This window comes from Pseudomonas sp. CROZ-RG-20F-R04-15, assembly GCF_022662375.1.
In the GTDB taxonomy this organism is placed as follows: domain Bacteria; phylum Pseudomonadota; class Gammaproteobacteria; order Pseudomonadales; family Pseudomonadaceae; genus Aquipseudomonas.
The window spans coordinates 245758-265074 of sequence record NZ_JAKNQL010000004.1; the positions used below are offsets into that span (position 1 = coordinate 245758).

At 57.2% G+C, this 19317-nt stretch carries 17 protein-coding genes; 4 read left to right on the top strand and 13 right to left on the bottom strand.

Annotation, left to right across the window (positions count from 1 at the left end):
* Nucleotides 1-51: 51 nt before the first annotated feature.
* From L8H52_RS08935 to rplM, 5 genes are all read right to left on the bottom strand, one after another.
* Nucleotides 52-834, bottom strand: a complete 783-nt coding sequence (locus L8H52_RS08935; RefSeq protein WP_008080280.1) for a cytochrome c1 — start codon at nt 832-834, stop codon at nt 52-54.
* Nucleotides 834-2045, bottom strand: coding sequence for a cytochrome bc complex cytochrome b subunit (locus L8H52_RS08940; protein WP_186624761.1), 1212 nt, complete (start codon nt 2043-2045; stop codon nt 834-836). Before L8H52_RS08940 ends, L8H52_RS08935 begins: the two co-directional genes overlap by 1 nt.
* Nucleotides 2045-2638, bottom strand: a complete 594-nt coding sequence (petA, locus tag L8H52_RS08945; protein ID WP_242206800.1) for a ubiquinol-cytochrome c reductase iron-sulfur subunit — start codon at nt 2636-2638, stop codon at nt 2045-2047. The genes L8H52_RS08940 and petA overlap by 1 nt, the downstream gene beginning before the upstream one ends.
* Before the next feature lie 269 nt (nt 2639-2907).
* Nucleotides 2908-3300 carry a 30S ribosomal protein S9 gene (gene rpsI, locus L8H52_RS08950; protein ID WP_008080273.1) on the bottom strand — a complete coding sequence of 131 codons (393 nt, stop codon included), beginning with the start codon at nt 3298-3300 and terminating at the stop codon, nt 2908-2910.
* Between the two features lie 14 nt (nt 3301-3314).
* Complete coding sequence (rplM, locus tag L8H52_RS08955; protein ID WP_007917032.1) at nt 3315-3743, bottom strand: 50S ribosomal protein L13; 429 nt, start codon at nt 3741-3743, stop codon at nt 3315-3317.
* 245 nt (nt 3744-3988) lie between these two features.
* Between rplM and L8H52_RS08960 the strand changes: the two genes are divergently transcribed.
* Nucleotides 3989-5029, top strand: a complete 1041-nt coding sequence (locus tag L8H52_RS08960) for an NADP(H)-dependent aldo-keto reductase (RefSeq protein ID WP_007917033.1) — start codon at nt 3989-3991, stop codon at nt 5027-5029.
* A gap of 156 nt (nt 5030-5185) precedes the next feature.
* Here the strand turns inward: L8H52_RS08960 and L8H52_RS08965 are convergent, their stop codons facing one another.
* Nucleotides 5186-6322 carry an acyl-CoA dehydrogenase family protein gene (locus L8H52_RS08965; protein WP_007917034.1) on the bottom strand — a complete coding sequence of 379 codons (1137 nt, stop codon included), beginning with the start codon at nt 6320-6322 and terminating at the stop codon, nt 5186-5188.
* Nucleotides 6323-6572: 250 nt separating this feature from the next.
* Here L8H52_RS08965 and L8H52_RS08970 point away from each other — a divergent pair, with 250 nt between their 5' ends.
* On the top strand, nt 6573-7469 hold the full coding sequence (locus L8H52_RS08970; RefSeq protein WP_242206864.1) for a GlxA family transcriptional regulator: 897 nt from the start codon (nt 6573-6575) through the stop codon (nt 7467-7469).
* A gap of 180 nt (nt 7470-7649) precedes the next feature.
* Here L8H52_RS08970 and zapE read toward each other — a convergent pair whose 3' ends face one another.
* From zapE to L8H52_RS08985, 3 genes are all read right to left on the bottom strand, one after another.
* Complete coding sequence (gene zapE, locus L8H52_RS08975; RefSeq protein ID WP_242206801.1) at nt 7650-8744, bottom strand: cell division protein ZapE; 1095 nt, start codon at nt 8742-8744, stop codon at nt 7650-7652.
* 90 nt (nt 8745-8834) lie between these two features.
* Entirely contained in the window at nt 8835-10190 is a 1356-nt protein-coding gene (locus tag L8H52_RS08980) for a tryptophan--tRNA ligase (RefSeq protein WP_242206802.1), read from the bottom strand.
* A gap of 24 nt (nt 10191-10214) precedes the next feature.
* Nucleotides 10215-10844 (bottom strand): alpha/beta fold hydrolase, encoded by a 630-nt coding sequence (locus tag L8H52_RS08985; protein WP_242206803.1) that lies wholly within the window; start codon nt 10842-10844, stop codon nt 10215-10217.
* A gap of 144 nt (nt 10845-10988) precedes the next feature.
* Between L8H52_RS08985 and L8H52_RS08990 the strand changes: the two genes are divergently transcribed.
* Nucleotides 10989-11423 carry a DUF1043 family protein gene (locus L8H52_RS08990; RefSeq protein ID WP_242206804.1) on the top strand — a complete coding sequence of 145 codons (435 nt, stop codon included), beginning with the start codon at nt 10989-10991 and terminating at the stop codon, nt 11421-11423.
* Nucleotides 11424-11675: 252 nt separating this feature from the next.
* Here L8H52_RS08990 and L8H52_RS08995 read toward each other — a convergent pair whose 3' ends face one another.
* The gene (locus L8H52_RS08995) at nt 11676-12413 is read right to left on the bottom strand and encodes an OmpA family protein (RefSeq protein ID WP_077574486.1); all 738 of its coding nucleotides are present in this window, start codon (nt 12411-12413) and stop codon (nt 11676-11678) included.
* A gap of 118 nt (nt 12414-12531) precedes the next feature.
* Nucleotides 12532-13176, bottom strand: a complete 645-nt coding sequence (locus L8H52_RS09000; RefSeq protein WP_242206805.1) for an MBL fold metallo-hydrolase — start codon at nt 13174-13176, stop codon at nt 12532-12534.
* 196 nt (nt 13177-13372) lie between these two features.
* Between L8H52_RS09000 and L8H52_RS09005 the strand changes: the two genes are divergently transcribed.
* The gene (locus tag L8H52_RS09005; RefSeq protein WP_242206806.1) at nt 13373-14593 is read left to right on the top strand and encodes a hypothetical protein; all 1221 of its coding nucleotides are present in this window, start codon (nt 13373-13375) and stop codon (nt 14591-14593) included.
* Nucleotides 14594-14600: 7 nt separating this feature from the next.
* On the opposite strand, the gene L8H52_RS09010 is transcribed toward L8H52_RS09005, so the two are convergent.
* The gene (locus L8H52_RS09010; RefSeq protein ID WP_242206807.1) at nt 14601-17330 is read right to left on the bottom strand and encodes a LuxR C-terminal-related transcriptional regulator; all 2730 of its coding nucleotides are present in this window, start codon (nt 17328-17330) and stop codon (nt 14601-14603) included.
* 616 nt (nt 17331-17946) lie between these two features.
* Entirely contained in the window at nt 17947-19311 is a 1365-nt protein-coding gene (locus L8H52_RS09015; protein ID WP_242206808.1) for a DUF1329 domain-containing protein, read from the bottom strand.
* Nucleotides 19312-19317 lie beyond the last annotated feature (6 nt).

Below are 19317 nucleotides of genomic sequence, written 5' to 3' on the forward strand. Positions count from 1 at the left end.
TATCGGAGGCGCCCTTGGGCGCGCGCGATTAACAGCAATGCTTGAAGCGTATCAGTGCACGTCTTTCCAGTATTCACGCTTGAGCAGGTAGGCGAACACAAAGAAGAACGCCAGGTACAGCAAGACATAAGTACCGATGCGCTGATGTTGCAGCTTAACCGGGTTAGCCGAGTAAGCCAGGAAGGTTACCAGATTCTTGACCTTCTCATCGAACTGCTCTTCGTTCAGAGCGCCGGATTTCGGCACGATGGTCAGCTGATCACACGCTTCATGAGTCAGAGGCGTACCGGTCAGCGGATCATATTGCTTCTTGCCGTCTTCGACGATCTGCACTTGCTTGCAGCCCACGACCTGACGACCCTGCAGGCCGACCAGCACGTTAGGCATGCCGACGTTCGGGAAGACCTTGTTGTTCACACCCCATGGGCGTGCCGGATCTTCGTAGAACGACTTCAGGTAACCGTAGAGCCAATCAGTGCCACGCACACGAGCGACCAGAGTCAGATCCGGTGGTGCCGCGCCGAACCAGGTCTTGGCGTCCGCCGGCTGCATCCCGATGGTCATGTGATCACCGATCTTGGCGCCGGTGAACACCAGCTTCTCCAGCATCAGTTCGTGCGGCACACCGAGATCATCGGCAACGCGCTCGTAACGCTGGAACTTGGCACTGTGGCACCCCATGCAATAGTTGGCGAAGGTGCGCGCACCGTCCTGCAAGGCAGCTTTGTCGGAGACATCGATGTCGACTTTTTCCAGCTCCGGACCACCGTGTTCAGCGGCGAAAGACAGCACAGGCAACGCAGCAAAAATCAGAGCAAAAAATAACTTTTTCATCAGCCAGTCACCCTTTCCGGAACCGGTTTGGTCTTCTCGAGCCTGGTGTAGAACGGCATCAGAATGAAGTAGGCGAAGTACAGGAAGGTGCAGACCTGCGACAGCAAGGTTCGCTCCGGCGTCGGCGCAAGCACACCAAGAACGCCGAGAATCACGAACGAAATGCAGAACACCAGCAGCCAGATTTTGCTCATCCAGCCTTTATAGCGCATCGATTTGACCGGACTGCGATCGAGCCATGGCAACACGAACAGCACCGCAATCGCCGCCCCCATAGCGATAACGCCCATGAGTTTGTCCGGGATTGCACGCAGGATTGCGTAGAACGGCGTGAAGTACCAAACCGGGGCAATGTGTTCTGGCGTCTTGAACGGGTTGGCTTGCTCGAAGTTTGGTTTTTCGAGGAAATAACCGCCCATTTCCGGGAAGAAGAACACGATAAAGCAGAAGATAAACAGGAACACTACGACACCGACAATATCCTTCACGGTGTAGTACGGGTGGAAGGCAATGCCGTCCAGCGGGATGCCGTTTTCGTCTTTGTGCTTCTTGATGTCGACGCCGTCAGGGTTGTTCGAACCCACTTCATGCAACGCCAGAATGTGCAGCACCACCAGACCGAGAATCACGATCGGCAGCGCAACAACGTGCAAGGCGAAGAAGCGGTTCAGGGTGATCCCGGAGATCAGGTAGTCACCACGAATCCACTGGGTCAGGTCGTTGCCGATGACCGGAATCGCACCGAACAGCGAGATGATCACCTGGGCACCCCAGTACGACATCTGGCCCCACGGCAGCAGGTAACCCATGAACGCTTCAGCCATCAGCGCCAGGTAAATCAGCATGCCGAAGACCCAGACCAGCTCGCGCGGCTTCTGGTAAGAACCGTAGAGCAAGCCACGGAACATGTGCAGATAAACCACAATGAAAAACGCCGAAGCGCCGGTCGAGTGCAGCAGACGCAGAATCGAGCCGTACTCGACGTCACGCATGATGTATTCAACGGAAGCGAAGGCTTCTTCCGCTGACGGGGTGTAGCTCATCGTCAACCAGACACCGGTAACGATCTGATTGACCAGAACCAGCAGCGCCAGGGAGCCGAAGAAATAGAAGAAGTTGAAGTTTTTTGGAGCGTAATACTTGCTGAGATGGTCTTCCCACATCTTGGTCGCAGGAAAGCGCGCATCAACCCAATCCATGAACTTGCTCATCACGCTTTCTCCGGATCAGTACCAATGATGATCAGGTCATCGGTCTCATAGGAATGCGGCGGGACTGGCAGGTTCAAAGGCGCAGGTTGCGACTTGTAGACGCGGCCAGCCAGATCGTAGTGGGAACCGTGGCAAGGGCAGAAATAGCCACCAACCCAGTCTTTACCGAGATCCGCAGGTGCCACTTCGGGACGGAAGGTTGGTGAGCAACCCAGGTGCGTGCAGATCCCGATCAGCAGCAGAATTTCCGGCTTGATCGAACGCGTTTCAGGGTCGACATAGGTGGGTTGCGTGGAGTTTTTGGAGTTCGGATCGGAGAGCTGGCCCTCGATCTTCTTGAGATTCCCCAGGATTTCCGTAGTACGGCGGACAATGAACACCGGCTGGCCGCGCCACTCAGCAATCATCTGCTGTCCTGGCTCGATTTTGCTGACATTCACTTTCACCGGTGCACCGGCGGCTTTCGCCTTGGCACTGGGAAACCATGACCCCACGAACGGGACCGCAGCCCCCACCGCTCCTGCAGCACCCACCACGGATGTGGCTGCTACCAAGAAGCGACGCCGGCCTGCATTCACGCCGTCATTGCTCATTCAGTCCTCTCCCATCAGCTTTTGTGGCCTGTTAAATCAGGCATCTACTAAATAAATCAATGTTACTTATAAAAATTTTGCCGAATGGTAATGAAAAGCCCCAATTCTGACAAGGGAATTACCCGGAGCTCTTACCCTCAAGCCTTGCAGTATAGGGGGTCTACGGAAGTGGCAAGTTGTCGCAGCGCAATTCTTTGATAAATCACAGACATAAAAAAACGCCCGCTTCCGTGAGGAGGCGGGCGTTCTTTTTGAACGTGGAAGCGGAATTAACGCTTCGAGTACTGCGGACGCTTACGCGCTTTACGCAGACCAACTTTCTTACGTTCAACTTCACGGGCGTCGCGAGTAACGAAGCCAGCTTTGCGCAGAGCGCCACGCAGGGTTTCGTCGTAGTCCATCAGAGCGCGAGTGATGCCGTGGCGGATTGCGCCAGCTTGACCACTTACACCACCGCCGATCACGGTGACGTAGATGTCGAACTTCTCGACAGTCTCAGTCAGCTCCAGCGGCTGGCGAACTACCATGCGGGCAGTTTCACGGCCGAAGAAGTTTTCCAGCGAACGGTTGTTGATGGAGATGTTACCAGTACCCGGACGCAGGAAAACGCGTGCGGTTGCGGTCTTGCGACGGCCAGTGCCGTAATTTTGAGTCGCCGACATAATGTACTATTCCGTTAAAACTTCAGTTCTTGGGGCTGCTGAGCAGTATGTGGGTGTGCAGCGCCCGCATAGACTTTCAGCTTACGGTACATGTCGCGACCCAGTGGGTTTTTAGGCAGCATGCCTTTAACCGCGGTCTCGATCACGCGCTCAGGGGCTTTGGCGATCAGCTTTTCAAAGTTGATCGACTTGATGCCGCCCGGGAAACCGGAGTGGGAGTAGTACATTTTGTCAGTGGTTTTAGCACCGGTAACACGAATCTGCTCAGCGTTGATTACGACGATGTAGTCGCCGGTGTCAACGTGAGGAGTGTACTCAGGCTTGTGCTTGCCACGCAGACGGCTCGCGATTTCGGTGGCCAGACGACCCAGGGTCTGACCAGCAGCGTCGACGACAAACCAGTCGCGCTTTACTGTTTCCGGTTTAGCAGTAAAAGTTTTCATTCTTTATAGCCTCAGGGGCCGCCCTGTAAATTAGACGGCGGATCTTACTGAATAGTGCGTACTTTGACAAGTCAAAGGCAGCCGGATACAGACGCTTTCGGGGGCTCGGGTCGGCGCGTCCGTTCAACGGCAAGATTCTTCGGCGGCGGCGCATCACTTCCACTGCAGAAAGAGGTCGGCAATTATGCAGATTGCGAAAAATATTTCAACCTGCTTTTATGATTGTTTTGCCCAAGGAGCACCCGATGGACTATCGCCAGCTAGGCCGTACCGACCTGAACGTGAGTGCAATCTGCCTCGGCACCATGACCTGGGGCGAGCAAAACACTGAAGCTGAAGCCTTCGCGCAGATTGAACGCGCCAAAGAGGCCGGGATCAATTTCATCGACACCGCCGAGATGTACCCGGTGCCGCCAAAAGCCGAAACCTACGCCACCACCGAGCGCTACATCGGCAATTACTTCAAAAGTCGCGGCGACCGTGCCGACTGGATTCTCGCCAGCAAGATCGCCGGCCCGGGCAACACCATCGACTACATCCGCGACAAAAACCTGCGCCATAACCGCCAGCACATCACCGCAGCAGTGGATGCCAGCCTCGAGCGCCTGCAGACCGACTACATCGACCTCTATCAATTGCACTGGCCGGAGCGCAGCACCAACTTTTTCGGACAGCTGGGCTACAAACACAAGATCGAAGCCAACCTGACCCCGCTCGAAGACACCCTCGAAGCACTCGACGAACAAGTGAAGGCCGGCAAGATCCGCCATATCGGCCTGTCCAATGAAACGCCGTGGGGCACCATGCGTTTTCTGGCGCTGGCCGAAGCCCGTGGCTGGCCGCGCGCGGTGTCGATCCAGAACCCGTACAACCTGCTCAACCGCAGCTTCGAGGTGGGTCTGGCGGAAATCGCCATCCGCGAACAATGCGGTCTGCTCGCTTATTCGCCGCTGGCGTTTGGTTTCCTGTCAGGCAAGTACGAGGGTGGTGCGCGGCCGCCGAAAGGTCGCCTGAGCCTCTACAGCCGCTTCAGCCGCTATTTCAACGCGCAATCGGAAGCGGCATGCAGCCGATACGTGGCGCTGGCTCGTGAACACGGTCTGGATCCCGCGCAGATGGCTTTGGCTTTTGTGACTCAGCAACCGTTTGTCACCAGCAATATCATTGGGGCGACGACGCTTGAGCAACTGGACAGCAACATTGCCAGTTTCGATCTGAAGCTTTCCGATGAAGTGCTGGCGGGGATTGAGGCGATTCACAAGGATCATCCGAATCCTGCGCCTTGATCGACCGTTAAAAGCTTCGCGAGCAGGCTCGCTCCCACAGGTACGGTGATCCCCTGTGGGAGCGAGCCTGCTCGCGAAGAGGCCTATCAGATCACCTTCAAAGCGGAACGCGGAGCGTCCCCGGCGGCGTTCCCACGCAGAGCGTGGGAACGATCATCAGAGCGAGCGCGCAATGATCTCCTTCATGATTTCATTGGTGCCGGCATAAATCCGCTGCACGCGCGCATCCGCCCACGCCCGGGCCACCGGGTACTCCCACATGAAGCCGTAACCGCCATGCAACTGCACGCACTCGTCGAGCACCTTGCATTGCAGGTCGGTGCCCCAGTATTTCGCCATCGCCGCGGTTGGCACATCCAGTTTGCCTTGCAGATGCAGTTCCAGACATTTGTCGACGAACACTCGGCCGATCTGAATCTCGGTGGCCATCTCTGCCAGCTTGAAACGGGTGTTCTGGAAATCGGCAATCGCCTTGCCGAAGGCCTTGCGATCACGGGTGTAATCAAGCGTCCATTGCAGCGCGGCTTCGGCCGATGCCAGACCGCCGATGGCCACGGTAAGACGCTCCTGTGGCAATTCCTGCATCAGATAAGCGAACCCTGCGCCGGCCTGCCCCAAGAGGTTTTCCTTGGGCACGCGCACATCCTGGAAGAACAGCTCCGAGGTGTCCTGCGCCTTCATCCCGACCTTCTCCAGGCGCTTGCCCTTGTCGAAGCCCGGCGTGTTCGCCTCCACCAGAAACAGGCTGGTGCCCTTGGCGCCGGCCTTCGGGTCGGTCTTGGCGACCACGATCACCAGATCCGCCAGAAAGCCGTTGGTTATAAAGGTTTTCGAACCGTTGATCACATACTCGTCACCGTCCAGCACCGCCGTGGTCTTCACACCTTGCAGATCGGAACCGGCGCCCGGTTCGGTCATGGCAATGGCCGTGACCATCTCGCCCGAGACCAGTTTCGGCAGGTATTTGTGCTTAAGCGCTTCGCTGCCGTAATGCAGGATGTACGGCGCGACAATGTCCGAATGCAGCGAGAAACCAATACCGGTCAAACCCAATCGACCGACCTCTTCGATCACCACTGCGCTGTAGAGAAAGTCCGCCCCCAGCCCGCCGTACTCTTCCGGCAGGTGCGAGCAGAGCATCCCCGCCTCGCCTGCCTTGTTCCAGAGTTTGCGGTCGATATAGCCTTGTTTCTCCCATTGCGCATGGAACGGCACGGCCTCTTTTTCGAGGAAGGTTCGTACGCTGTCGCGAAACAATTCGTGCTCGGAGCTGAACAAGGTTCTGGGGATCATGCGGCACCTTTCTTTGTTGTTGGCGGGAGATGACCTTCAGAGACTAAGCCTCCCCTCTGACACAGGACACTGGACACATCCGACAAAAAATAAGACGATCCAGCCGTCTGGTGACCACTTTCCCTTATAAAAACAAAACAAAAGTTGAATTATGTCCAAGCAAGTCTCCACGCCCTTGCGGCGCGTCAGCATCCTGGCAATCGACCGGGTTTTCGCCTCCACTCTCATGCAAGCCAAGGATTTCTTCCATCTGGCCAGCCTGCGTTATGGCAAACAATTGGGCCACGGCCTGACACCGGCGTTCGAAACACGCCTGGTCAGCCCCGACGGCAAACCGGTGAACAGTTTCAGTGACGTCGTGATGCCGGTCGACGGCGGACTGGAAAACGCCGATGTCATTATCCTTCCGGCGTTCTGGGACGATTTCGATACGCTGTGCAGCCGTTATCCACAAGTCCTGCCGTGGCTGCGCGAACAACACTCACGCGGCGCCGTGTTGTGCGGCGAAGCCACCGGGGTGTTCTGGCTGGCCGAGGCTGGCCTGCTCAACGGCAAGGAAGCGACCACCTACTGGCGTTTCTTCAATGCCTTCGCCGAGCGCTTTCCAAAGGTCTATCTCAATCAGGACAAGCACCTGACCGATGCCGACAACTTGTATTGCGCCGGCGGCACCACCTCAGCCTGCGACCTTTACATCTACCTGATCGAACGCTTCTGCGGAGCCAACGTCGCACAAGCCGTGGCCCGCGACATCCTCTACGAAGTGCAGCGCAGCTACTCGCCGGGACGCATCGGTTTCGGCGGCCAGAAGCTGCATCAGGACGTAATCATCCTGCAGATCCAGCACTGGCTCGAAGAGCATTTCGCCGACAAGTTCCGCTTCGAAGACGTAGCCCGCGAGCATGGCATGAGCATCCGTAACTTCATGCGACGCTTCCAGACCGCCACCGGCGACAAGCCGCTGCACTATCTGCAACGCCTGCGTATCGAGACGGCGAAGGGCTTGCTGTCGGGCAGCCGCAAGAGCATCAAGACCATCAGTTATGAGGTCGGTTACGACGATGCGAGCTTCTTTGCGCGGTTGTTCCGTCAGCACACTGAATTGTCGCCGAACCAGTATCGGCAGCAGTTTCAGCAGGCTGCGTAACCCTCCCAGAACAGCGCAGTACCCCTGTGGGAGCGAGCCTGCTCGCGAATTCGGTTTCACATTCAACAAGATTGTTGGCTGACACACCGTCTTCGCGAGCAGGCTCACTCCCACAGGGGATATTCAGTGCAAATAAAAAGGGCCTGCAATTGCAGGCCCTTTTTTGTTTCGCGATTCTGCTTAAGGCTTGTGCGCCCGCGACAGGAATTCGTGCGATTGCATCTCCAGCAGACGGCTCAGCGTGCGCTGGAATTCGAAATTCAAGCGGCCGCCGGTGTACAGATCTTTCAGCTCGACTTCAGCGGAAATGATCAGCTTCACGTTGCGGTCGTAGAACTCGTCGACCATGTTGATGAAGCGGCGAGCGATGTCGTCAGTGGTGACGCTCATCTGCTCGACACCGCTGAGCAACACGGCGTGGAAGATCTTGCCCAGTTCAATGTAGTCGTTCTGGCTACGCGGACCGTCGCACAGTTCACGGAAGTCGAACCAGGCCACGTCGTCGCAAGTACGCAGGGCACGGATTTCACGATTCTCGATGATCAGCACATCGTTTTCGACCGCAGCCGTGCACTCCGGCGTCAGCGCCTTGAAGCTCTTGCGCAGGCTTTCATGAGCGGCTTCGTCGAGCGGATAGTGGAACAGCTCCGCTTGTTCGAGATGACGCAGGCGATAGTCGACGCCGCTGTCGACGTTGACGATCTCGGTATTCTGCTTGATCAGCGCAATCGCCGGCAGGAAGCGTGCACGTTGCAGACCGTCCTTGTACAGACCGTCCGGAACGATGTTCGACGTTGCGACCAGGGTCACGCCGTTCTTGAACAACTCTTCCATCAGCGTGCCGAGGATCATCGCGTCGGTGATGTCGGAAACGAAGAATTCATCGAAGCAGATCACTCGCGACTCGTCGGAAAAACGCTTGGCGATGATGGTCAGCGGGTTTTTCTCGCCGCCGAGGGTTTTCATCTCTTCGTGCACGCGCTTCATGAAGCGGTGGAAGTGGGTGCGGGTCTTTTCCTTGAACGGCAGCGCTTCGAAGAAGGTGTCGACCAGGTAAGTTTTGCCGCGACCCACGCCGCCCCAGAAGTACAGGCCCTTGACCGGCGTCTGATCCTTCTTGCCGAACAGCTTGCTCAGCAGACCCGGCTTGTTTTGATCGGCGGCGATCAGATCGTCGTACAGACGCTGCAAATGACGCACAGCAGTCTCCTGCGCGGCGTCATGGAAGAAGTCCGGGCGTTTCAGATCAGCTTGGTATCGTTCTAGGGGCGTCATAATTCGTTAGCAAGGCAACAAAAACGGGCCGTCACTGTAGCGACGGCCCGTGGGAATGGCAATCGGCCCTTGGTCGGACCGTGCCGCCGATTAGTCCTGAACCGGGGTCAGCGCGACGCGCAGCGCCTCGATGGCCGCGTCCCGCGCAGCAGCGTCGGCGAACGCCGGGCTGTCAGCGACTGCAATGCCACCTATCCATACGCTGAAGCTCAATGCTTCGACGCGTACCTCTACCTGCTCATCCGCCTGCAGTAGCTTGCTAAAACTTCCTGCGGTTCTACCGTCAGCAAAATTACGAGACAGCAACATTTGCTCGCCATCAGCGTTCAACATGCGGAAACGGAAGCTGCCGTCGTCCTCACGGAAGCTGACGAAACGCGCGGCTTTCGCGGCTTTCTTTTTGGTCGTCGCAGCAACCTGAACCTGATTGACGAAGGAGCGCAGGCCGACGGCTTCGCGCAGTTCGTTGAGGAACGGCGTTGCCACGGCACGGGCCTTTTTCGCACCGATCTGCAGGATGTCTTCCAGATCCGCCGGACGCTCGATCAACTGGTGATACTTGTCGCGCGCTTCACCGAGATCGTTATCGAGCAACTGGAACAGACGGTTCTTCGCCTCGCCCCAACCCAGACCGCCCAACAATTCGCTACGGAACTCGTCAGCCTGCGCTGGCGTGGCGAAGGCCTGGAACAGGGTGAACAAGTGCGAGTTGTCCGGGTCTTTCGCTTCGCCTGGCGCTTTGGAGTCGGTGACGATCCGCGAGATCGCATCCTTCATCTCTTTGGCGCTGGAGAACAGCGGAATGGTGTTGTCGTAGCTCTTCGACATCTTGCGACCGTCGAGGCCTGGCAACGTCGCCACGCTTTCTTCGATCAGCGCTTCGGGCATGGTGAAGAATTCTTTGCCCTGACCGAACAGGTGGTTGAAACGCTGGCCGATATCGCGGGCCATTTCAACGTGCTGGATCTGATCACGACCGACCGGCACCTTGTGCGCGTTGAACATCAGGATGTCCGCCGCCATCAGCACCGGATAGCTGTAGAGCCCCATGGTGATGCCGGCATCCGGGTCTTCACCGGTTTCGACGTTCTTGTCCACCGAGGCCTTGTAGGCGTGCGCGCGGTTGAGCAGGCCTTTGGCGGCGACACAGGTCAGCAGCCAGGTCAGCTCAGGGATTTCCGGGATGTCGGACTGGCGGTAGAAGGTCACGCGGTCGACATCGAGGCCACCGGCCAGCCAGGTCGCGGCGATTTCCAGACGCGAGCGCTGGATGCGCAGCGGGTCATCGCATTTGATCAGGGCGTGGTAGTCGGCCAGAAAGTAGAACGAATCGGCATTGCTGTCGCGGCTGGCGAGGATCGCCGGGCGGATGGCGCCGGCGTAGTTGCCCAGGTGCGGCGTGCCGGTGGTAGTGATGCCGGTGAGGATGCGGGTACGGTTCGTCATGGGTAATCGCTTGTCAGACTGCAATCAATTCGAGAGACGCGGCAGGAGCAGATCCTTGAGATCGGTCAGCTTGCCATGAAAAAAGTGTCCGCATTCTGCCACTTTCAGCAGCTCATGGGGGCGCTGGAGTTTGTCAGACCAGTCGTAAACCAGCTGCGGATCGATGACTTCGTCGGTTTCTGGCTGGATCACGGTGAGTTCGCCATGTTGCGGCAGTTGATCCTGCTCGCCCAGACGCATGACTGCCGGCGCGACCATGAACAGGTGCTTGAGCTGCACGCTTTGGGCTTCGAGACGACCGCCGAGACTTGCTGCAACAAACCCACCGAAGGAAAAACCGCACAGGGTCAACGGCAGATCCGGGTGTTTCTCGCGCAGCCATGCGGCGGCAGCCTGGGCGTCATCGACTTCACCGGTGCCCATGTCGTGGGAACCTTCGCTGGCGCCGACGCCGCGATAGTTGAAGCGCAAGGTGATCAGGCCCGCGTCGCGCGCGGTGCGCTGCAAGGTCGAGACAACCTTGTTGAGCATGGTGCCGCCCTGCACCGGGTTCGGATGGCAGATCAGCGCGATGCCGCGCGGCTGCTCGTTGTCCAGGTACAGAGACTCAAGTTGACCCACCGGGCCATCAATCACAACTGGGGTTTCACGCATCAGCAAGGAAGGAACTCCGTGACCTCGAATCGGGTCGACTCGTCTAGCAAATTGTCTGTGCCAATCTATTGCGAGTGAATCGCGGTATACAGCGCAGGTTCGAGCCGTTAACGTAAAGCAAAGCCGTTTATAGAGGAAGGACTCGTGGAACACTCGCTCTTAGTTTGGTTGTTACCGACTGTTGCCCTGGTTGTGGGTGTCGCCATTGGATTCCTGATCGCGCGCGTTGCGCCGAACGCCGCGCCGAGCCGTACGCAGCGTCAACTGGATGATATCCAGGAGCGTTTCGACAGTTATCAAAACGAGGTGGTCACCCACTTCAACAGCACTGCGATGCTGGTCAAGAAACTGACCCAGAGCTATCAGGAAGTGCAGGATCATCTCGCCGAGGGCGCCAATCGTCTGGCCCTGGACGAGCAGACCCGCCAGCGCCTGATCGCTGCCCTGCACGCTGACGCGGCAGTCGCGCCACGTGAACGCCTGACGCCACCGCGCGATCAGGAGCCGCCGCGCGACTACGCACCGAAGACCCCGAACTCGCCGGGCATGCTCGATGAGCATTACGGGTTGAAGAAGTAATCAGTCTTCGCTGACAAACAAAAGCCCCCGGACAACGATGTGTCCGGGGGCTTTTTTGTGTCCGATGATTGTGGGTGAATGTTATGGCCCCTTCGCGAGCAAGCTCGCTCCCACAGGGTTAGGTGTGGAACACAAATTTTGTGTACACCTTCAATACCTGTGGGAGCGAGCCTGCTCGCGAAGGGGCCGGCGCTGACCACACAAAAAAATGCCCGATCAGCGGACCGGGCATTTCTTCATTCAGGCAAGCACTTACGGATACTGCTGAACCGTACCCGGCTGCTGTTGCTGCTGACCACCATACTGCTGACCCGGAATCGCTTTCAGGTTGACTTCAACCCGACGATTCTGCGCCCGGCCATTCACATCACCGTTGCTGGCAATCGGGTTATCCGGGCCGGCGCCACGAGCCGACAGGTTGGCACCGCTGACACCTTGCGAGGTCAGGTAAGTCGCCACGCTCTGCGCACGACGCTGGGACAGGTCCATGTTGTGCTGGCGGCTGCCGGTGCTGTCGGTGTAGCCAACGATTTCGATCTGGTTCTGACTGAATTCTTTCAGCGAGCCCGCGAGGTTGTTCAGCGGCTGATAGAAGCTGGAAGCGATGTTCGCCGAATCGGTGGCGAATGTGATATTGCCAGGCATGATCAGCTTGATCTGATCGCCCTGGCGCTGCACTTCAACGCCAGTGTTGGCCATGCTCGCGCGCAGTTTCTTTTCTTGCTGGTCGGCGTAGTAACCGTAACCGGCAGCGGAAGCACCGACCACAGCGGCGCCGATCAATGCCCCTTTGCCACGGTTGTCGTGACCGATGGCGGCACCGGCCAGTGCGCCGGCAAGTGCACCGAGGCCGCCGTATTTGGCGGTTTTGCTCATGCCTTGAGAGCCGCTGTCAGCCTGGCCCTGATTGTCATACGGGTTAGGCGAGGCGCAGCCGGACAGCAAGGCCACGGCAGTAGCGACAATAATCAAACGACGCTTGGTGAACATGGAGAGCTCCTGGTTTTTCGCATTCTGTGGTGCAGCGGCCACTGGGTAAAATGGACCTGCGCGGGCGTTGGATCATGACAATGCACAAAAATTCCGACGGGCACTCGTGACAAAATATTTAGGCGCGCACAAACGGGTTTTCGCGCATTTCGTCACCCAGACGCGTGTCCGGCCCATGTCCGGTCACCACGGTCGCATCCTCGTCCAGCGTGTACAGCCGCTGCTTGATCGAGCGCACAATGGTCGCCTGATCGCCTCCCCACAAATCCGTGCGCCCTACGCCGCGACGAAACAACGTGTCGCCGGCTATCAACAGCTTAGCCTCGGAAAACCAAAAGCTCATGGAACCGGGTGTATGTCCCGGCGTATGCAGGGCCACGCCGCAACCGCAGGCCAGTTCCTCATCGTCGCTCAACCAGCGGTCTGGCGATGGCACTGGAGTGTATGGCACACCGAACATCTGGCACTGCATTTCGAGGTTGTCCCAGAGGAACTGGTCCTCCTTGTGCAAATGCAGGGTTGCACCGGTTTTCTCCTTCATTTGCCCGGAAGCGAGGAAGTGATCGAGGTGCGCGTGGGTGTGGATGATGCTGACGACTTTCAGGCCATGCGCATCGAGGCGGGCCATGATCAGGTCAGGATTGCCGCCCGGGTCGACGACGATAGCTTTTTTGGTGATCGGATCGCCGATGATGGTGCAGTTGCACTGGAGCGGGCCGACGGGGAAGGTTTCGCGGATGAGCGCGGGCAATAAATCTCCCATAGATACTCCTAAGGTCTAATCGTATTAAGTTTGCGCAAGGCATCCTCAGCAAGAGATCATTCTGTTAATAGTAGCTTGAACAGGTAATTGCATTTTCTCAATGGCGACACAACGTTAACGAAAACGCTCATCGCGCAACTCAATCACATTCTCTGCCTAAACACCACCACCTTATAACCCTTCATGAGCCAAACACATGTATCAGCAGTATAAAAACTATTTCACATCCACCGATGACACCAACGCTCATTTTTTTGAAATTGCAGCATCGCCCTATCCGTCGTTTTTCTACGAGGAGTCCCTTTTTTTCGGCAATGACTCGCACAGAATACATATCATCGATCAGTTTTGTGGAAAGCGTCCCGCCCTTTTCAACCATCAATTCTGCACAAATAACTCTCAACTGGAACTTATGTTTTGGTGCTCAATAACCCTAGACTCACACGTCGCAAGCTTGCTACACGAATACGTAGAAAACCCAGAACCGCTATCACCTGAAAAATATCAGACCGCTGAAGCCTTCATACTTCATTTAGCTGAAACAAAGTGTGACTTCTCCCCATTGTTTTATGTTACAGAAGCCTACCTAAAATCCACATCTGAAGATTTCAATCGATATGTCCCCAAGGTATTAGCCTCAATATTAAAGCTACAGGCCATGTGCGAAAACACCTTCATTAAAGAAAGAAAAATCAAGCTAAAACCAGATGCTATAGCTCACTATTGCAACCTCTACGGTGAAGACAACCTTGATGACTGCGCGAATGCCTGGGTAAAACAAATCGCTTCCGGCATAAACAAAAAAGATACAACACATTTAATAGATTTCACCTACGCCAGCCTATTAAAGATGGTACTAATTAAATTCGTCGACAATAAAGGCGTCGTAAAAAAATGTGAACAGTTCGAAAAATTCATGATTGACGAACTGGGCATTCGCCTCGCGAGGGAGTCAGGTTTAGCTCTGTACTATTTCAGCGGATTGGCAGGAAAACTTGTCAACACTCAAGCGAATATGCCATTGGAACATGCTATACATGATCTCAAGGCAACCGCATGGGATATATTCCTTCTTAAAATGCCAGAAACTCTTCTAACTCCAAACTACCTTCCAGAAATAAACGTATCCTACGTAGCAACCTCGGAAACCAAGCTCTATGAGCTAGGAACACTCTTTGACGTACAACATCTTGCCTGCCGGACTGACGAAGAAGGAACTGGAATACCACTGATCAGTTTGAGCATGGAGTCAATTAGTAAGAAGGTTGACGATGTAGCTATACAAAAGCTCATTAAAGCCAACGAGGAAATTTCCTTCCGAAGAATGGCAGTTTCCAAAATAACTGCATGTTCGCCAGACAAACTTAAAGCGATAATCTTTGACTTGGAAACGCAACTATCTAACCTTTGTCGCTAGGTTTCCATCAAAGAATGCCCAGTCCTTTGGCCCGCGCCACCGCCTGCGTTCGCCGCTCAACTCCCAACTTACTGTTTATATGGCTGGCGTGGGTTTTCACCGTATGCAAGGAAATGAACAACTGCTCGCTGATTTCCTGATTCGAACAGCCTTGGGCGATCAGGCGTAGTACCGCCAGTTCGCGGCTGCTGAGTTGTTCAGCCACGCCGGACTCGACAACCGGACGAAGCGTTGCCGCGGGGAAGTGTTCAAGTAGTTGCTGTCCTGCCAGCGCGGGCGAATTCTGCAACTGCCCCCGCAACCAGTCAGCGTGCCCTTTCACCAACACATCGAATGGCTGCAACACTCCCCCAGCCGCAGCTTCCAGCGCCTGACTCAAAGCCTTGCGTGCTTCCGGCTCACGACCACTGGCCAGCAACAACGAAACCTTCTGGGTCAACGCCATCACGCTGAGCAACTGCCGGCCGGTTTGCTGGCCGTTTTCATGCAACACGTTCAATCGCCCTTCGGCGAGCATCGGTTGCCCCTGAATCATGTCGAGCAGCGCTTGTTGCAGTTCCACATGCAACGGCAGCTGTGGATGAAACTCAGGTGGCGCGGCGCCGCGCTCGCCTGTGTAAGTCTGACCAAGACGCGCGAGCCACGCCTCGGCAAGATCGGTACGGCCCTGCGCCAGCCACAGCTCACATTTGACCAGGGTGATCATCGCCAGATAGTAGATCGGCGGTACGTCCCAGATGTGCATCAGGCGTTCGGCTTCAGCGAGTTCGGCAAAGGCCTTGGCGAAATCGCCGCTGCTGCCGTCCAGTCGCGCGATGACGCAGTGACCGATCAACACGCTGATATCGCGACAGGCGCGTGCTTCGCCGATGCCGGCCAACAAACGCACACGCGCAGCCTGCGGCTGCAAGCGCATCGCCAACAGGAAGCCCTCATACAGCGTCAGTCGTGCGCGCACCGCATACAGGCGTTGTGGTGACAAGCCGCGCAAACGCTCCAGCCCCTGATGGACTTCATCGAGGGCGCGCAGGATCTCGCCGCGAGCCTGCAACACCCGCGCACGGTCGTAATGCGCCAGCGCTTCGAACAACGGATTGCCGACACGCTGCGCCAGCTCCAGGGACTCTCGGTTAAGACCGCGTGCGCGCCACAGATCGCCATCGGCAATGGCCAGATTGGACAAGGTTGATAAACACATCAGCCGTTGGCCATAACGTTTCGCCGGCAGGCTTTCCAAAGCTTCACTGCAGTATCTGAGCGTCAGCTCACGATGGCCGCGACCACGGGCAATGATTCCGCTCAGTGCCAGCCATTGCGCCAGCATCGATTTCTGCGCGGTAGCGGAAGGCGCCGGCAGGAACCGGCTCAGGTGGCTGGACAACTCTTCGGCGGCATCGAGCTGACAGGCCAAGCCCAACGCCCAGCTGTAAAGCACGATCAAGCGCGGCGTGCTTATCAGCAAACTGTCGGGCAAGTCCATTTTCCAGCGCAGCAGCATGCCGACATTTTGCTCGGCCAGCAGTTGTTCTTCGGAAAGGTTTTGCACCAGATTTGCCGCCACATCGAGGTGGCCTGCGCGTAACGCCTGTTCTACCGCCTCGTCGAGCAAGCCTTGGGCGTTGAACCAGCGACAGGCGCGCAGGTGCAGCGTGGCGGTCGGCACCATCGCTTGCGCAATCGGCCGGCTGCGCAATAAATCAGAGAATAAATGGTGATAGCGATACCAGTGACCGTGCTCGTCCAGCGGCACCAGAAAGACCTGATGGGCCAACAGGAAACGCAAAATCTCGGCGCTGTCATGGGCCTCGCGAACGGCATCGCACAACTCGCTGCAAAAGCGCTCCTGAGGTGCGGTGTCGTAGAGAAAGGCCTGCACTTCGGCCGGCAGGCAATCGATGACTTCTTCCAGCAGATAATCGCGGATCAGCCCTTCCCCGCCGTTCAACGTTTGCGGCAATGCTGCATCGCTGCCGGCTTCAGACATCGCCAGCAACCAGAAACGTAAACCGGCAACCCAACCTTCACTGCGCTGAATCAGGTTTTCCAGGGCTTCACCGCGCAGAGAACTGCTGTGGCGATCGAGCAAGGTCAAAGCTTCGTCGTGGGTCAGGCGCAGATCCGCTTCATGCAACTCCAGCAACTGCCGCGACAGACGCAAGCGGGCCAGATGCCAGTCCGGACGCTGGCGACTGGTGACCATCACCAGCAAGCCATCAGGCAGATGATTGAGGAAAAACTGCAGGCAACGGTCAAGCACCGGGCCTTGCGCGAGATGGTAATCGTCGAGCACCAGCAGCAACGGCGCAGCAGGATCGAGGTGCAGCGCCAGCTCATCAAGCAAGCCGTCGAGCCATTCTTCGAAGGCAAACGGCTGATGACGTTGACGCATTTTCAGCAGGCCGAGTGCGCGACTGCCCAGTTGCGGAAAGTAGTCCTGCAGGCCTTCAAGCAAACGTTCGAGAAACCGCCCCGGGTCGCTGTCACGAGGACTCAGCCCCAGCCAGAGGCTTTGCCAGTGCGCCGGCAGACTCTGACAGAACTCCACCGCCAGCGAACTCTTGCCGAACCCGGCGGGGGCGCTGACCAGCAACAGCCGTCCACCGAGCCCGGCCTGCAGGCGCTCGCAAAGACGTGGTCGCAAGACGTAGCCGTCGGGCAGCGGCGGGCGAAAAAAACGCCCGTCCAGTGCCGCGACGGCAACGCTTGCGGGACCCGGAAGTGGGGACAGATCAGTCATGGCCGGCTCTTGTTCGAATTGCTGTTGGCGGCGTTGCAGATGTCCGCAGACTAGCCTTAAACGTACCGGGAATGAAGGTTGCTGCTACAAATGGCTACAAAAGTCTTTCCAGAATGCGCCATTCCCCCCCCATTTCGACCTGTAGGAGCTGCCGAAGGCTGCGATCTTTTGATCTGCTTTTGATCTGGCTTTTGATTTTCGCCCCCATCGGCAGGCCGAGCGAAGGCGTTCATCCGGGGCAGGCGCGCAGCGCCGTGCGGCGTAGCCGCATACATCGAGAGGAGGTGCAGCGAAGCAAACCGTAGGCGATGCCCCCGGATGAACACCGTAGCGAGGGAACACTGAGCCTAAGCGAAGTGCCGTACGCCGGGGGCCAAGCCTTTTGATTCCTTTTTGGCGTTTGAAAAAGGGACTCGCTGTAAGAGCGAAACCGCCAGAGGCCCCAACCGCAACAACGGATATGCCCCCAAAACCCACGGTCCAAACAAAAGATCAAAAGATCGCAGCCTTCGGCAACTCCTACAAAAGCGGTTCGAAGGCGCGCAGGCCGCGCAAAAAAAACGCCCCGAACCGGTCGGGGCGTTTTCACGAGGATGCGGCCTCGGGTTACACCGGGTTAGCGAACACCATCCTGACGCAATGCGGCTGGGGTGAAGTCGCTGGTGGTGGCAGTGAAACCGAAGTCATACGCCTGCTTCTCTTCGTTCTTCATGCCCAGTGCCAGGTAGCGGCCGGACTGCAGGTCGTAGAGGGTTTCCAAGGCATACCACGGCACTTGTTTGTCGTAGTAGTTCTCGGCATGCGCTTCGGCAACGCGCCACAGTTGGCCACGACCGTCGTAGTGGTCGATCACCGCTGCCTGCCAGGTGTCTTCGTCGATGTAGAAGTCACGTTTGGCGTAGATGTGGCGCTGACCCTCCTTCAGTGTCGCAACCACATGCCAGACGCGGCGCAGCTCGTAACGCGCCAGATCCTGGTTGATGTGACCGGCCTTGATGATGTCGGCGTATTTCAGCTTCGGATCGTCGAGCTTGTAGCTGTCGGAGGCGATGTACATCTCTTTCTTGCCTTCAAGCTTCCAGTCGTAGCGATCCGGCGCACCGTTGAACATGTCGAGGTTGTCGGAGGTCCGCAAGCCATCCGCCGCAGTCCCCGGACCGTCATAGGACACCTGTGGCGCGCGGCGCACACGACGCTGACCGGCGTTGTAGACCCACGCCGAACGTGGCTCTTTCACCTGGTCGAGGGTCTCGTGCACCAGCAGCACACCACCGGCCAGACGCGCCGGCGCGGTTACTTTCTGTTTGAAGTAGAACAGGATGTTGCCCGGGTTTTTCGGGTCGTAGTCCTTCATCTTGTCGCGGAACACGAACTGATCCTGGAAGTACACCAGGCTGTACGAGCCGTTCGGTTGCGGCGTGGCTTGAGTCACCAGACGAGTCACGCTGCCACCGCGATAGCGGGTGATGTGGTTCCAGATGACTTCCACACCGCTCTTCGGAATCGGGAACGGCACGGCCGTTTCGAAGTTCTCCAGACCGTTGCCGCCGGACACCAGGTTGGTGGTGGTGGCGTTTTTCTTGATCGCGGCAAACACGTCATCTGGCACGGTCGCACCGCGATGGGACGGGTAAACCGGCATCTTGAAGGTGTCCGGGTAGCGCTTGAACATCGCGTATTGACCCGGCGCCAGCTTGTCCTTGTACTTGTCGACATCCTTGGCGGTGATGGTGAACAGCGGTTGTTCGCTGGCGTAAGGGTTGGACAGGAAGCCACGCGCGTCGACGCTGCCGGCATTCTTCGGCAGCGGCTTCCACGCCGGGATCGAACCATCGGCGTTACCGGCCATTTCAGCGCCCATCGGCGTCAGGCTCTTGCCCAGTTTGTCGGCTTCTGCAGCAGGCACCGCAGCCATGACCCCGGTCGCCAGCAGCGACAGGCCCAGAACACTGGCGTGGAACAGACTCTTTGTTATTTTCATAAATTC

Bases quoted from the DNA above. Each gene is read 5' to 3' on its own strand.
- L8H52_RS09005 (WP_242206806.1), top strand. From the start codon at position 13,373: ATGTATCAGCAGTATAAAAACTATTTCACATCCACCGATGACACCAAC.
- L8H52_RS08935 (WP_008080280.1), bottom strand. From the start codon at position 834: ATGAAAAAGTTATTTTTTGCTCTGATTTTTGCTGCGTTGCCTGTGCTG.
- zapE (WP_242206801.1), bottom strand. From the start codon at position 8,744: ATGACGCCCCTAGAACGATACCAAGCTGATCTGAAACGCCCGGACTTC.
- petA (WP_242206800.1), bottom strand. From the start codon at position 2,638: ATGAGCAATGACGGCGTGAATGCAGGCCGGCGTCGCTTCTTGGTAGCA.
- L8H52_RS09010 (WP_242206807.1), bottom strand. From the start codon at position 17,330: ATGACTGATCTGTCCCCACTTCCGGGTCCCGCAAGCGTTGCCGTCGCG.
- L8H52_RS08980 (WP_242206802.1), bottom strand. From the start codon at position 10,190: ATGACGAACCGTACCCGCATCCTCACCGGCATCACTACCACCGGCACG.
- L8H52_RS08965 (WP_007917034.1), bottom strand. From the start codon at position 6,322: ATGATCCCCAGAACCTTGTTCAGCTCCGAGCACGAATTGTTTCGCGAC.
- L8H52_RS08985 (WP_242206803.1), bottom strand. From the start codon at position 10,844: ATGCGTGAAACCCCAGTTGTGATTGATGGCCCGGTGGGTCAACTTGAG.
- L8H52_RS08960 (WP_007917033.1), top strand. From the start codon at position 3,989: ATGGACTATCGCCAGCTAGGCCGTACCGACCTGAACGTGAGTGCAATC.
- L8H52_RS08940 (WP_186624761.1), bottom strand. From the start codon at position 2,045: ATGAGCAAGTTCATGGATTGGGTTGATGCGCGCTTTCCTGCGACCAAG.
- L8H52_RS09015 (WP_242206808.1), bottom strand. From the start codon at position 19,311: ATGAAAATAACAAAGAGTCTGTTCCACGCCAGTGTTCTGGGCCTGTCG.
- rpsI (WP_008080273.1), bottom strand. From the start codon at position 3,300: ATGTCGGCGACTCAAAATTACGGCACTGGCCGTCGCAAGACCGCAACC.
- L8H52_RS09000 (WP_242206805.1), bottom strand. From the start codon at position 13,176: ATGGGAGATTTATTGCCCGCGCTCATCCGCGAAACCTTCCCCGTCGGC.
- rplM (WP_007917032.1), bottom strand. From the start codon at position 3,743: ATGAAAACTTTTACTGCTAAACCGGAAACAGTAAAGCGCGACTGGTTT.
- L8H52_RS08995 (WP_077574486.1), bottom strand. From the start codon at position 12,413: ATGTTCACCAAGCGTCGTTTGATTATTGTCGCTACTGCCGTGGCCTTG.